Origin of the sequence: Mycobacterium sp. D16Q16 (assembly GCF_002013745.1) — a bacterium.
Taxonomy (GTDB): Bacteria; Actinomycetota; Actinomycetes; order Mycobacteriales; family Mycobacteriaceae; genus Mycobacterium.
Genome location: NZ_MAEY01000014.1, coordinates 100,854 through 114,715, shown reverse-complemented (window position 1 = coordinate 114,715; position 13,862 = coordinate 100,854). Strand labels below are relative to the sequence as shown.

General features: G+C 65.5%; 13 protein-coding genes. 6 read left to right on the top strand and 7 right to left on the bottom strand.

The annotated features are described in order from the left end of the window. Positions 1 to 28 precede the first annotated feature (28 nt). On the top strand, positions 29 to 1,438 hold the full coding sequence (locus B4394_RS15545; RefSeq protein ID WP_078310897.1) for an amidohydrolase family protein: 1,410 nt from the start codon (positions 29 to 31) through the stop codon (positions 1,436 to 1,438). Here the strand turns inward: B4394_RS15545 and pucL are convergent. The 5 genes from pucL to B4394_RS15520 form a co-directional block, all read right to left on the bottom strand. Then, positions 1,435 to 2,343 (bottom strand): factor-independent urate hydroxylase, encoded by a 909-nt coding sequence (gene pucL / locus B4394_RS15540; protein WP_078315614.1) that lies wholly within the window; start codon positions 2,341 to 2,343, stop codon positions 1,435 to 1,437. The two genes, B4394_RS15545 and pucL, sit on opposite strands and share 4 nt — an antisense overlap. A gap of 15 nt (positions 2,344 to 2,358) precedes the next feature. After that, positions 2,359 to 2,682 (bottom strand): hydroxyisourate hydrolase, encoded by a 324-nt coding sequence (gene uraH / locus B4394_RS15535; protein WP_078310855.1) that lies wholly within the window; start codon positions 2,680 to 2,682, stop codon positions 2,359 to 2,361. Further along, positions 2,679 to 3,221 (bottom strand): 2-oxo-4-hydroxy-4-carboxy-5-ureidoimidazoline decarboxylase, encoded by a 543-nt coding sequence (gene uraD, locus B4394_RS15530; protein ID WP_078310856.1) that lies wholly within the window; start codon positions 3,219 to 3,221, stop codon positions 2,679 to 2,681. The genes uraH and uraD overlap by 4 nt, the downstream gene beginning before the upstream one ends. Beyond that, positions 3,208 to 5,160, bottom strand: coding sequence for a solute carrier family 23 protein (locus B4394_RS15525; protein WP_078315613.1), 1,953 nt, complete (start codon positions 5,158 to 5,160; stop codon positions 3,208 to 3,210). Before B4394_RS15525 ends, uraD begins: the two co-directional genes overlap by 14 nt. 119 nt (positions 5,161 to 5,279) lie before the next feature. Further along, positions 5,280 to 5,990 carry a GntR family transcriptional regulator gene (locus B4394_RS15520; RefSeq protein ID WP_078310858.1) on the bottom strand — a complete coding sequence of 237 codons (711 nt, stop codon included), beginning with the start codon at positions 5,988 to 5,990 and terminating at the stop codon, positions 5,280 to 5,282. A gap of 156 nt (positions 5,991 to 6,146) precedes the next feature. On the opposite strand from B4394_RS15520, the gene B4394_RS15510 reads away from it, so the two are divergent. Next, positions 6,147 to 6,887: an aspartate/glutamate racemase family protein gene (locus B4394_RS15510; protein ID WP_078315611.1), complete on the top strand. Its 741-nt coding sequence runs from the start codon at positions 6,147 to 6,149 to the stop codon at positions 6,885 to 6,887. Here B4394_RS15510 and puuE read toward each other — a convergent pair. After that, positions 6,842 to 7,807, bottom strand: a complete 966-nt coding sequence (puuE, locus tag B4394_RS15505; protein ID WP_078315610.1) for an allantoinase PuuE — start codon at positions 7,805 to 7,807, stop codon at positions 6,842 to 6,844. The genes B4394_RS15510 and puuE overlap by 46 nt on opposite strands. A gap of 165 nt (positions 7,808 to 7,972) precedes the next feature. Between puuE and B4394_RS15500 the strand changes: the two genes are divergently transcribed. Further along, positions 7,973 to 9,490: an NCS1 family nucleobase:cation symporter-1 gene (locus B4394_RS15500; protein ID WP_078315609.1), complete on the top strand. Its 1,518-nt coding sequence runs from the start codon at positions 7,973 to 7,975 to the stop codon at positions 9,488 to 9,490. On the opposite strand, the gene B4394_RS15495 is transcribed toward B4394_RS15500, so the two are convergent. After that, positions 9,478 to 10,071, bottom strand: a complete 594-nt coding sequence (locus tag B4394_RS15495) for a nucleotidyltransferase family protein (RefSeq protein ID WP_078315608.1) — start codon at positions 10,069 to 10,071, stop codon at positions 9,478 to 9,480. The two genes, B4394_RS15500 and B4394_RS15495, sit on opposite strands and share 13 nt — an antisense overlap. Before the next feature lie 74 nt (positions 10,072 to 10,145). Between B4394_RS15495 and dctA the strand changes: the two genes are divergently transcribed. Genes dctA through alc form a run of 3 tightly spaced genes read left to right on the top strand, consistent with a single transcriptional unit; the run spans position 10,146 to position 13,823 of the window. Continuing rightward, the gene (dctA, locus tag B4394_RS15490) at positions 10,146 to 11,507 is read left to right on the top strand and encodes a C4-dicarboxylate transporter DctA (protein ID WP_078315607.1); all 1,362 of its coding nucleotides are present in this window, start codon (positions 10,146 to 10,148) and stop codon (positions 11,505 to 11,507) included. Between the two features lie 25 nt (positions 11,508 to 11,532). Continuing rightward, positions 11,533 to 12,810: a DUF6986 family protein gene (locus tag B4394_RS15485; protein ID WP_078315606.1), complete on the top strand. Its 1,278-nt coding sequence runs from the start codon at positions 11,533 to 11,535 to the stop codon at positions 12,808 to 12,810. Further along, positions 12,807 to 13,823 carry an allantoicase gene (gene alc, locus B4394_RS15480; protein WP_078315605.1) on the top strand — a complete coding sequence of 339 codons (1,017 nt, stop codon included), beginning with the start codon at positions 12,807 to 12,809 and terminating at the stop codon, positions 13,821 to 13,823. The genes B4394_RS15485 and alc overlap by 4 nt, the downstream gene beginning before the upstream one ends. The last annotated feature ends 39 nt before the right edge of the window (positions 13,824 to 13,862 follow it).

The window sequence follows — 13,862 nt, the reverse complement described above, 5'->3', positions numbered from 1 at the left end:
TATGACACGTGGTGTGCACTATGGTGCGATGCACCCGATTGCAGCCACCGTCTACCGCGGGCACATCTTCCACATCGCGGGCTCCCCCGGCGTGGCAGATGCGGCCGCGCATCTGCAGTCGATACCCGATGGAGCGCTGGCAGTCGGCATCGATGGTGTGATCGCCTACTGCGGCACCTACCCCGAACTGCCCCAGACCTACTGCGCGTGGCCCGTGCACGATCATCGCCCCGGATTCCTGCTGCCCGGTTTCGTGGACACCCATATGCACTTCCCGCAGACCTATTGCACCGATTCTTATGGCGGCGGCCAACTGTTGGAGTGGCTGGAGCGCTGCATCTTTCCCGCCGAGGCCCGCTTGGCCGACCCGGTGCTGGCACAGCGCGCTGCCGAAACCTTCTGCCGCCGCCGGATCACCGCCGGAACCACGGCCGCGATGGTGATGGGCTCGGCCTTTCCTCAGGCCCAGGACGCCTTGTTCACGGCGACCCGCGCCGCGGGCCTGCGGATGGTCAGCGGACGCGGTGTGCAGACCACCGGGCCCGACAGCGCCACGCCGCTGCTCACCACGACCGAGCAGGCAATCCGGCTGTGCGCCCACGAAATCGACAGCTGGCACGGCGACTCCCTCACGGATGTGGCACTGGTGCCCCGCTTCTCGCTGTCCGTCGCGCCCGGCACCCTCGCGGCGCTCGGCGAGCTCTATGACGAGGTGCGGGATACGGGTGTCTACTTCCATTCGCACCTCAACGAGAACGCCCGGCCGGGCACCGGCGAGGTGGATGCCACCCTGTCCGCATACGGGGTCGGGAGCTACCTGGATACCTATGACGGTCATTTTCTGCCCGGCTCCCGCAAGGGCGGCTCGACCCTGCTGGGCCGCAGAAGCATTCTGGCCCATGCCGTGCACTGCCAGGACGCGGAACTGGCCCGCATGGCCGAAACCGGAACCTCCATCGCACATTGCCCCACCTCCCAGCTGTTCCTGGGTTCCGGGACCATGCCATGGCGCCGCACCGTCGGCAGTGGAGTCAACGTCGCTCTCGGCACCGATGTGGGTGGTGGCGACGAATGGCTGTTGACGCGCGTACTGAACGACTGTTTCAAAGTCCATATGACCGAACCGGCTTCGGCTGCGGTATCTCTACACCCCGCCGAGCTGCTGTTCACCGCCACGCTTGCCGGGGCACGCGCGCTGGACCGCGAGGACACGTTCGGCAACCTGGACCAGGGCAAGGACGCGGACTTCCTGATCATCGACCCGCACCGATGGGAACCGTTGGCCGACAACCTTTCCCACGGCATCCGATCCGACGACGAGCAGCTGGCCACCGAGCAGACGCTGTTCCGCCTGCTGATGGGGCTGCGCGAGCCGGCCATCAGCTCGGTGCGAGTACGTGGGCGCGATATCACCGGCTACCTCAACCGCGACAGCTAGACCAGCCAGGCCAGATGTGGATCCCAGGCCGGCCCGGCCTCCGGTGCGTCGTCACGGGTCACGACGGCCTGAATCAGCCCGTACGGGCGGTCATCGGCATGAAAGACCTCGTTGGGGTTCTCCAGCCCGAACGGTGACAGGTCGTACACGAAGTGGTGTTTGTTGGGTGCCGAGAGCCGGACCTCGGCGATCAGCGGATAAGCCTCCAGGATCGCCTTGCCGATCTCGTACAACGTCTGCTGCAGGGCCAGCGAGTGCACGGTGGCGAACCGCTCAAGAATGAGCGCCTTCACTCCGAGATAGGTCTGGTCCCAGTCGACTTCGGTACCCACGAAGCGCCACTTGGCCACCAGTGAGGTGGCCATCACCCGGTCGTTGGTGGGCTGCAGGACCGTGTACTTGTCCTCGAGGAAATCGTGGAACTCCGATCCCGTCGACTTCAGGACGACAAGGTCTTTGAGACCGCCGATCACCCAGGTCCGCTGCGCCGCACCCACACCCTCGACGGTGATCTCGGCGGTGCGCACCTCCTGACCCTTACGAACCCAGGCGTGATCATGTTCGCGCCCATCGACAAGGACCCTCTCCCAGGCGTATTCGTCAATCTCAATGCGCGCGCCGGTTACCGGCTCATACTCGTCCACGAAGTGGTACGCCAGGTCCAGACCATATCGCTCGATGGTCTCGATGCCCTTTTCCTTGGCGTAGGCGTAGATGGTCTGCTTCTGGCTGTCGGTGGGCAGCACCTTGCGCTGATCGCCATCGGTGTAGGCGGCGGCGAAGTCCCCGCGCAGCGCGCTACCGACGTTGAGGTCCTTGATCTCATGGCGCGGAGAGTCCCGGTAGATCCGGACGACTCGGTTCTCGGCCTTGCCGTACTGGTTGCCTCCGAGGACGATTGCCATCGATGCTTTCCTTTCTCAGCTGCCGCGATAGGTGGAGTAGGCGTACGGGCTCAGGAGCAGCGGGACATGCAGGTGCCCACTACCGGCCGCCCGGAAGCTAATGATCACTTCCGGATAGAACCCATCGATCGCGTTGTCGGTGAACCAGGTTCCCGTGTCGAACACCAGCCGGTATGTACCGGCGGTCAGCACTGTCCCAGCAAGATCGGCAATCCTGCCGTCGGAATCTGTTGTACCACTGGCCACCAGAGACTCCGCGGTGTCCAGCAGAGTCACACGCACACCCTGCGCCGGCCGCCCGGAGACCGCGTCCAGTACATGGGTACTCAAACCCGTCACGATCCGTCCTCCGTCTCGATGTCATCGGCATGCCTGCCTGCCGGGCCCAGCATCCGCGCCAGGCGACTGCGATTGATCTTGCCCAATTCCATTCTCATGACGCGGCGTTCATTCTGGGGGTCATTCTTGAGCCGCTCCTGCAAGATCGCCAGCAGTTCCCCGGCCGGCCTGCCATTGGCAAACACGAGATACACGTAGCCAAAACGTTTCTCGTATTCCGCATTGCCTTCCTTGAGCTGGGCCAACACCGTGGCCTCGGCACCGGCCACGCCGGACTGCTCCCGGCGCGAGGCCGCGTTATCGGGCCGCTCCCCGATCCTCGGGTGCCCGTCGAGCGCCTCGTCCAGATCGGAGTCGGTGAGCTCGGCCAGGATCAGGTCCGCCCGGTTGTACAGCGCCTCCTCATCGCGAAAGGGGCGCCCGGACGCCACCCGCACCGCCCATATCCGCGAGGTGCAACACTCGTAGAGCCAGTGGATCGCCTGGTTATCGGTGAGCTCGTTGAAGCTCTCGATTCCCCGCCAGTCAACGCGCCGCATGGAAATCCTCGTAACGCCCGAAGCGGGCAGCCGTGATGGGATTGGCGTCGGCCACCAGATCATCGAACCGGTAATTGGCGATCTTCGCGATCTCGATGAGAGCGAAGGAACGCTCGCTGGTTGTCGAATTCTCCATGCGGCTCCACCCGTTGCGCAGCACCCGTTCGTACCGCTCGGTCTCTCGTGCGCAGATCACCAGCGGGAAACCGAAATGCTCGCGATAGGCGCTGGCCAGGCTCACCACATTGTTCAGCTCACCCTCGTCGAGGGTCTGCAGGATGGTGTGGTCGACGGCTGCCATCTCCCCAGCTTCGTCCTCGGCACCCAGATCGGGGAACGATCTGATGAGTTCGAGCTGCTGCTCGTCGCTGCCGGTGAGCATCGCCTCCTGGAATGCGCTGCGCAGATCGTGTGCGTCGGCAAAAGGCCGCTGCTGGTAGGCGCGATCCACCACCCAGTGCACGTCCTGGACCAGGCTGCCGAACGTGTGGCGGAACTCGTCGAGGGTCATCTCATTGACCTGCGCGAGCCGAATGGCGCCTCCCCCAGCCACCGCCAGGCCACGGCTGCCGGTGTGGAAGAACAGCAGGTTCAAGACGATCGCGGTGATGGCGCCCATGGTGATGCCGGTGCTGAACGGGATCTGCAGTAGCCCCAGTACTGCCTGGTCGATTCCCGGGAGCGCGGGAACCGCGATACCGCGCCCGTGGTCCAGGACAGTTGACGGGCCCGAGGACTGGGAGAACTGCACGTACATCCCCATGGCCAGCGAAGTACTGGCGATGATCAGGTTGCGGTGGTCGTTGAAATCGACCTTTCCCAGCGTCTGGATGCCGACGACCGCCACCGTCGCGAACAAAGTCATCGCGGCCCCGCCTAGCACCGGAGCCGGAATCGACTCCACGATCTTGGCGGTCTTGGGCAGCACACCCAACACCATCATGATCACCCCGGCGGTCGCTACCACCCAACGACTCTTGACCCCGGTGAGGCGCACCAGCCCGACGTTCTCCGAGAACGCCGTGTACGGAAACGAGTTGAAGGTGCCGCCGATCATGGTGGCGATGCCGTCCGCGCGCACCGTGGCGGCGATATCCGCCCCGCGCACCCGCTTGCCGACGATCTCGGCGGTGGCGAAGACCGCGCCGGTGGATTCGACAGCGGTCACCATCAGCACCACGATCAGCGACACCACCGCAATAACGTCAAAGCGCGGGGCACCGAATGCGAACGGCGAGGTGAAGCCGATCCAGCCCGCCTCACCCACCCGCGTGAAATCGGTGTCACCGGCAAGCCAGGCGATGGCGGTACCGGCAACCAGACCCAGCAGCACCGCGATGGTGCTCCAGAAGCCCCGGAAGAACCTCTGCATCAGCACGATCAGCACGATGGTGCCCACCGCGTACATGAGCCAGCGCCCGTTTCCTGGATCATGCGCGGCGACCGGGCTGTGCGGGTTGCGGACGGCGTCACCGATGCCCACCGGCAGCAGCGACACCCCGATGATCGTGATGACCGAGCCGGTCACGATCGGCGGGAAGAAGCGGATGAGGCGGGCGAAGAACGGCGCGATGAGAAACGTGAAGGCGCCCGCCGCGATGACAGCGCCGTAGACGGTGAGCAGTCCCACCCTGCCGCCGCCGTGGTCGTTGGCGATCTTGATCACCGGAGCCAGGGTCGCGAAGGTGACCCCTTGGAGCAGCGGCAGCCGCACGCCGATCTTCCAGAACCCGACCGCCTGCAGGATCGAGGCAATACCGCAAGTGAACAGGTCTGCGGTGATCAACATGGTCAGCGCCTCGGCGTCCAGGTCGATGGCGCGCGCGATGAGCAGCGGCACCAGCACCGCGCCGGCATAGAACGCGATCACATGCTGGATGCCCAGAGTGACGAGTTTGCCCGCAGAGGGCACCTCGTCGACGGGATGGACTCTCCTCATCGCAGAACCTCCCTGCCTCGGTGCGCCCGCGCCTACTTGCCGACCGCCGAAGCGACGCTAGATCGACCGTGTTGCGGCCAGGTTGCCGGGTGTCTATATCTTCCCGGCGGGTCACCACGCTACGTCTCCGCGATCACGTCCAATTGTCCTGCGGCAGCGACTATCACCGACTCCAAGCGGTCGTGGTGGGTGGCTGCGACGGCCAGCAGAGCCTCGGTATCGCGCCTTGCCACCGCTGTGATCATCGCCTCATGATCGGCGTGTAGCTGCAGCTGATCCGACGCGGAAACCGTCCGCATCACCTGGAACGGTTCGGTCAGATTCCAGGTGGCCTCGAACATGTGCAAGAGGCGGTGCATGCCGCAGGGAATCACCAGTGCGCGGTGAAAACGACGGGAATGTAGGTGAAATGCCCGCGCATCGCCTTCAATGGTTGCCTGTTGCAGCAGCTCATGTTCGGCCAGCGCGCGATCCAGATCCTCGGGCGTTGCAAGCGCCACCGCCTGTGCGAGCGCGGCACGCTCGAGAACGCCTCGGGTGAAGTAGATCTCGCGAAGCTCCGGCAGCGTGAGCTGAGCCACGCGGTAGCCCCCATTGGCCCGATGGTTGACAAGCCCTTCGGCGACAAGGGTCTTGAGTGCTTCCCGGACCGGGATGGGGCTGATTTGGTAGGTGTCGGCTACCTCGCTGATGGGAATCATGGAACCTGGCGGCGCGGCACCATCAAGGATGGCCCGCCGCAACCCGTCGAGCACGCTCGTCTGGTCATGCCCGGACCGGTTGGCGCGCAGCTCGTTGATCAGCCTCCGGTAGCGGAACGTACGTGACATTCGCCCTCCATCGCCGTCTGCCGAACCTCGATCTTGTCAGCGGTCGTGCCCGGCTGCCATCGCTGGCGACACAGAGTTAACGCGAACGTTTCATGACGCGGCGGCCACGACAACGCCACACCCCACGTGCGTCGCGGCCGACGTACCCTGTCGGCCATGCGCATACGCGTCATCAATCCCAACACCACCGAGGCCATGACGAAGGCCATCGAAGCGGTGGCGCGATCAGCGGCCTGGCCGGGAACCAGCATCAGCGCGGTCAACCCGGAGATGGGGCCGGTCTCGATAGAGAGCCACTATGACGAGGCGTTGAGTGTGCCCGGTGTGCTGGCCGAAATCCGCCGCGCGGAATCCGAAGGTGCCGAAGGGTACGTGCTGGCCTGCTTCGGAGATCCCGGGCTTGATGCCGCCCGGGAACTGGCGGCCGGTCCGGTGGTCGGCATCGCCGAGGCCGCCATGCACATGGCCAGCCACCTCGGCAGGGGGTTCAGCGTGGTCACCACGTTGGAACGCACCACCGGCCGCGCGTGGGACCTGGCCGAACGCTACGGGATGTCCCGCTTCTGCCGGGGCGTGCACGGTTGCGATATCGCGGTACTGGACCTGGAAACGAACCCCAAGACCAAGGACATTCTCGTCGAGCACTGCCGATGCGCGGCGCGCGATGACGGCAGCGATGTGATTGTGCTGGGTTGTGCGGGAATGGCCGGGCTGTGCCGGGACATCTCCGCCGAGATCGGACTACCGGTGATCGATGGTGTGGCAGCCGCGGTGAACCTGGTGCAGTCGCTGGTATCCATGGGCCTGCGCAAGTCAGGACGGGGCGAGTTCGCCCCACCGCCAATCAAACCCTATGCCGGACTGATGGACTCGTTCGGTTCGGTATCCGCGGGGTGAACCCGGCGCCAATGTTCGGCGATGTCGATGCGTTTGGCGATCCACACCCCCTCATGAGCCTGCACATGATCGAGGAACCGCTCCAGCGCGACTGTCCTCGCCGGCCGACCCACCAGCCGGCAGTGCAGGCCTACCGATAGCATCTTCGGACTGCCCGCCTCCCCTTCGGCGTACAGGCAGTCGAAGGCATCACGCAGATGCGTGAAAAATTGTTCCCCGCTAGGGAATCCGGCCGGTGAGGCGAAACGCATGTCGTTCGTGTCGAGGGTGTAGGGCACCACCAAGTGTTCGACCCTAGCGCCGTGCGCAGGTACCCGCACCCAGTACGGCAGGTCATCGGCATAAGAGTCGGAATCGTAAGCGAATCCCCCGTGCTCGACCACCAGTTGCCGGGTCTGTGGGGAGTCACGGCCGGTGTACCAACCCAACGGGGCGGCTCCGGTGAGATCACGCAGAATCTGGATCGCCTGCGCCATGTGCTCACGCTCGATATCCGGGGACACCAGCTGGTAGGACTGCCACCGCAGCCCATGGCACGCAATTTCGTGCCCGAGCTCGCCAAACGCCGCCACCGCCTCCGCGTTACCTTGCAACGCCCGCGCCACGGCGAAGATCGTCAGCGGTAGGCCCCGGCGCTCGAAAACCCGCAGCACCCGCCAGAGCCCGGCGCGTGAACCGTATTCGTACAGCGATTCCATGCTCATGTGCCGGTTCGGGAACGGTTCGGCCGGGACCATCTCCGACAGAAATGTCTCCGAGGCCGCCGATCCATCCAGGACGTTGTTCTCGGCGCCCTCTTCATAATTGAGCACGAACTGCACCGCGATGCGGGCCTCACCGGGCCACCGCGGGTGCGGTGGCGTGCGCCCGTAACCCACCATATCGCGGGGTGTCGCCTGTCCAGTCTCGTTATGAGCCATCGTGGGCACGATAGTAGGCCGCCCGATTTGCCGCATCGAATCACGTTCCGGTGGAGCAATTCTGGCCTGGGAAAATATTGTTTCTGCGCAACACGATGGCAACACCGACCACTTAACTTCGGGTCACCAGCTTTTCTGGCTGGTCGACCATTCGCAGGAGGTTACGTGACCGGCGTACTCACGGCTGACGCCAGCGCTCCCGCCAGCGGGCACAGCGCCGCCGGCGACAGCGTGATCAAACCCGGGTACGACCCGGCGTTGACCAACGGCGATCTGGCCCCGCTGCGGGCGCAGAGCTGGACCAGCTACAACTTCTTCGCGTTCTGGATGTCCGATGTCCACAGTGTCGGCGGCTACGTCTTCGCGGGAAGTCTTTTCGCGCTGGGAATCTCAGCCTGGCAGGTGCTACTGGCACTGACGATCGGCATCGTGGCGGTGTACTGGCTGTGCAATCTGGTGTCACGACCTTCCCAGCAGGCCGGCGTGCCGTACCCGGTGACCGCCCGCATCGCGTTCGGAGTGCGGGGCGCCAATCTTCCCGCTGTGATCCGGGGCCTCATCGCCGTCGCCTGGTACGGCATCCAAACCTATTTGGCTTCCACGGCATTCGTACTCCTGGCGGTGAAGTTCGAGCCTTCCCTGGGTCGTTACGGCAATGCCGGCGAGTACGGCTTTCTCGGGTTATCGCTCCTCGGCTGGGGCGGCTTCCTGCTGATGTGGGTGCTGCAGGCCGCCGTCTTCTGGAACGGCATGGAGGCGATTCGTAAGTTCATCGACTTCTGTGGGCCCGCGGTGTACGCGGTGATGCTGGCATTGGCGCTCTATCTCGTCGTCGCGGCCGGCTGGGAGAACGTGCATTTCGGCCTGGCGTCGGGTCCGCCGAAAACCGGGCTCGCCGCGGTGGCGACTGTGTTGAGCGCAATCGCGCTGGTGGTGTCGTACTTCTCGGGGCCCATGCTCAACTTCGGCGACTTCTCGCGGTACGGGCGCAGCTTCGAAGAGGTCAAGCGCGGCAACTTCCTGGGATTGCCGTTAAACTTTCTGTTCTTCGCGGTTTTGGCGGTGTGCACGGTGTCGGCAGGGGCGACGGTCATCGGCCGCGGCGAGGACGGCGCCATCATCACCGACCCGGTGCTGATCGTGGACAAGATCGACAACACCACCGCGGCAGTGCTGGGTGTTCTCACCTTCGCGATCGCCACCATCGGCATCAACATCGTGGCCAACTTCGTCTCGCCCGCTTTCGATTTCTCCAACCTGTCCCCCACACGGATCAGCTGGCGGGCCGGCGGCATGATCGCGGCGGTCGGCTCGATCCTGATCACCCCCTGGAATCTCTACAACAACCCGGACACCATCCACTACACGCTGGACACCCTGGGCGCGGTGATCGGCCCGCTCTTCGGAATCCTCATCGCCGACTTCTATATCGTGCGCAACCGCACCATCGAGGTCGACGACCTCTTCACCCTGTCCCCGGCGGGCGCGTACTACTACCGCGGCGGGGTCAACCCAGTGGCGGTGGCCGCGACTGTCGTCGGGGCGCTCACAGCTATCGCGATGGTGGTCTGGGGCAGCGCATACCTGGCGAGCTTCACCTGGTTCGTGGGTGCCGGAATCGGCTTCGGCATCTACCTGCTGGGCATGCGCTACGTCCCGGCACACGTGACCTATGGCCGGTAGTCCTGGTCGGCGCCGTCGCCGAGGTGATCACACGGCACCTCGATCACATCGGAGCGTGTGCTCAGGTACGGCCCGGCCCCCCGGTCACCTACCAGTGCGCCCAGCACGGCGCCGAAATGTTCCGAACCGATGTACACCGGATGCCCGGGACGACCCGCGAATGTCGCACGGGCCAGTGCCGAGCGCCGGTGCTCACTTGCGCGCAGCACCGCACGTACCGCCTCCGGTCCGACGGACGGCAGGTCGACCAGATGGATAAGGACTCCCGCCACATCCGTTCTCGAGCGCAGCAGTTCCAGCACCGATCGCACCGATTCGGACGCACCGTCGCGCCACCGAGGAACCTCAATACCCCGTGCAGGAAAAGGCATGTCGGCGTGCGCGGCACCCTGCGTCACGTAGATCTCGTCGCAGCCCCCACGGTCCAGCGCCTTCACCGCGAGCGCGAGCCAGCGCCCTTCCTCGGCAAGGATCTTCGGCATGCCGTAGCGGGTGCCCGCTCCTGCCGCGAGTACCGCGCCGGCAACGACATCCGCCGTGGCATCGGGCGCGGCGAAGCTCATAGTCCTATCGAACCTCATGACCGCCGTCCGCGTAATACGCACTGCATCCCGCGTTCACATTCGTTAAACAGACCGTCGTTACGGTCGCGCCCATGACGGCCGCGATCGAGGTACCCGCCAGCGAGATGGTGCGTTTGGCGAACAAGCCGCCCTGGTACCGGTCGCTGTTCGTCCAGCTGCTGGCCGCCATCGTCGCGGGTGTGCTCATCGGCTGGCAGTGGCCCGGGGTCGGTGCCGACCTGCGCCCGTTAGCGGATGGCTTCATCAAGCTGATCAAGATGCTCATCGCGCCGATCATCTTCTGCACGGTCGTCCTCGGCATCGCGCACGTCGGGGATCTCAAGTCCGTCGGACGGATCGGCGTCAAGGCGCTCATCTACTTCGAGGCGGTCACCACCTTCGCGCTGCTGTTCGGTCTGCTGGTGGGAAATCTTGCCAAGCCGGGGGCAGGGTTCCACATCGACGCCGGGACGCTGGCGACAGGTGCCGATGCCATCGCCAAGAAGACCAACAATGGCGAACTGCCACACACCGTCGAGTTCCTGCTCGGCATCATCCCCTCGTCCATTGTCTCGGCCTTCGCCGAGAACGCCTTGTTGCAAGTGCTGTTCTTCGCCGTACTTTTCGGCTTGGCGCTGGCCAAGTTCGGCGAATCGGGACCACCGGTAGTGCTGGAATTCATCGAGCACCTCAGTCACATCTTCTTCACCATCATCGGGTGGATCATGCGGCTGGCACCGCTCGGGGCGCTCGGGGCCATGGCCTACATCGTGGGCCAATACGGGATCGGCTCGCTGGGAAGTTACGGCAAGCTCATCGCCGCGTGCTACGTGGCCGCGTTGCTGTTCATCGGGGTTCTGGCGGTGATCGCGCGGCTCTTCGCGGGAGTGAACCTGTCGAAGTTCGTCGTCTACATCAAGGACGAGCTCTTCCTGGCCCTCGGCACGGCCTCCACCGAGGTGGTGTTGCCGCGCATCATGACCAAGCTGAATCACGCGGGGTGTTCCAAGACGACTACAGGACTGGTCATTCCCACCGGGTACTCCTTCAATCTCGACGGAGCCACCCTGTACCTGTCGATCTGCGTGCTGTTTCTCGCGCAGGCGCTGGGCGTCGACCTCAGCATCGGCGAGCAGATCACCGCCGTGCTGGTGCTCATGCTGACCTCCAAGGGCATGGCAGGCGTGCCGGGTTCATCGTTCCTGGCGCTCTCGGCGACCGTGGCGGCGATAGGCCACGGGGCCATCCCGGTGGCCGCCGTCGCCCTGCTGCTGGGCGCCGACCGGATCATGGACTCGATGCGGGTCTCGGTGAATCTGCTGGGCAACTGCGTGGCGACGCTGGTGGTCGCCAACTGGGAAGGCCAACTCGACAAGGACCGCATGCGCGCGGTTCTCGCCGGTGAACAGGTCGCCGACGAGCCCGAGGAGGAATCCCCAGCTGCACACGCCTGAGCGCCGCCGCAGCGAGTCTGCGAGCATGGGACCCGTGTCAGCGGCTTCTACGTCCCACCCGCCAGAGGCCGATGGTCCCGACTGGCTGGCTCCTATCGCAGAGCTGGTGGCCGGTCTCGACGCCGAGCTGGCCTCTGCGTACCCCGATGGCCGCGGCGAACCGCAACCAATCCACACCGCGTACGTCAGCGCGGCGCTGGCCGACGTCCAGACCCCCGAACAGTGGGGTGCCGCAGCACTCGAGCTCGCCGGGCGCCATGAGCAAGCGCTCGCGGCCCTCGATACACAGGGAGTCCTCCCCCGCGTCCGGGAGAGGCTTGCCGCCGACCCGATTCAGGACCTGCGGCTCGATTTCGAGGACGGCTACGGCTGGCGCGCGGACAGCACCGAGGACGCAGACGCACGCACGGCAGGACGCACCTTGCGCTCACTGTCGATCGCGGCGAATCCTCCTGCCGTACTGGGTATCCGGATCAAGGGCCTGACCTCCCAACACCTGCGGCGCAGCGTGCGCACATTGGAACTGGTGCTGGACGGCGCGTCGGGGGTGCCGCGCGGATTCGTCACCACCATCCCGAAATTTCGCGCGCTGGCTCAGGTCGAGGCGGCCCTGCGTCTGTTCGACGAACTCGAGCGGGTACACGGATTACCCCATGGTTCACTGCGTTTCGAGCTTCAGATCGAAAGCCCGCAAGCAGTGCTAGGCGCCGACGGCACCGCCACCCTGGCTCAGGCCATCCACCTTGGGCAGGGGCGCCTCACCGCATTGCATTACGGAACCTATGACTACAGCGCCGCCTGCGGGATCGCCGCCGAACACCAGTCGCTGGAACATCCCGTGGCCGATCACGCCAAGGCGGTGATGCTGGCCGCCGCAGCCCAGACCGGTGTCTGGGTGTGCGACGGCTCCACCCAGGTGATCCCGGAAGGCACCCCCGAACAGCAGGCCGCCGCGATCACCAGACACCACCGGCTGGTCACCCGCGCCCTCGAACGCGGCTACTGGCAAGGCTGGGACATGCATCCCGGGCACTTGATCACCCGGTGGCTGGCCACCTACGCATTCCACCAGCGGGCGCTGGCCACCGCCGGGCCCCGCATCGATGCCTACCTGCGGCGCCAGGGCGGCGCGATCGTCGACGAACCGGCGACGGCGCAGGCGCTGGCCGCCGGAATACTGCGCGGCTTGGACTGCGGCGCCTACTCCCCCGACGAGGTCGCCGCCGTCGCCCCCGGATGCGACCGCGCGGTACTGGACCAACTCGTGCAACGCACCACAACAGGAGATACCGACCAGCAATGACCAGCAATACACCCGCAGGGCTGCCCGATTTCACGATGCTGCCCGACTTGGCGCTGCGATCCCTGGGCGGAGCGGTGATCTGGGCCAACGACGACCTCTTCGCCGAGAAGGAGAACCTGATCAAGCCCGGCCCCGCGGACTACCGGCCCGCGACCTTCGGGCACAAGGGACAGGTGTACGACGGATGGGAGACCCGGCGCCGGCGCGACCCCGCGGGCGAGCCCGGCCACGACGCCGCCATCGTCCGGCTGGGCGTCCCCGGTGTGATCGCGGGCATCGTCGTCGACACCGCGTGGTTCAAGGGCAACTACCCGCCGGAGATATCGGTCGATGCCGCCGAGATCGAGGGGTACCCGCCTGCGGACGATGTCGCGCGGAATACCGACTGGCACAGCATTATCGGGCGTACGAAGGTCTACGGCGACACCCGCAACGTGTTCGATGTTGACTCGACGCAGCGGTGGACACACGTGCGGTTGACGATGCACCCGGACGGCGGTGTCGCACGGTTGCGGGTGCACGGTCACGGCCGGCCCGACCCGCGATTCCTCGACGCCGGCCAGTTCGACCTGGCCGCCATCGAGAACGGCGGGCTGGTGACCGATTGCTCCAACCGGTTCTACAGCTCACCGCAGAATCTGCTGTTCCCCGGTGTCGCGCGGGTGATGGGCGACGGCTGGGAGACCGCCCGCCGCCGCGACGGGGCCAACGACTGGGTGCAGGTGCGGCTCGCCGGTGAAGGAGTACTGCGCCTGGCTGAGATCGACACCTCGTATTTCGTGGGCAACAGCCCCGGCGCCGCGGGGCTGCAGGGCTTGAGCGCCCAGGGCGACTGGGTCCCGCTGCTGCCGCGCACCCCGCTACAGCCCGACACCCGGCACCGTTTTCTGCTGGATGGTCAGCAGCCCGTCACCGACGTCCGCCTGGACATCTACCCCGACGGTGGGCTGGCCCGCTTACGCCTCTTCGGTGACCTCACAGCGGCAGGGCGGGCCTCCCTCCAACACGGCTGACCGGTCCGCGCTTCGTGCGTCTCCCGGGTAGCGCCAATA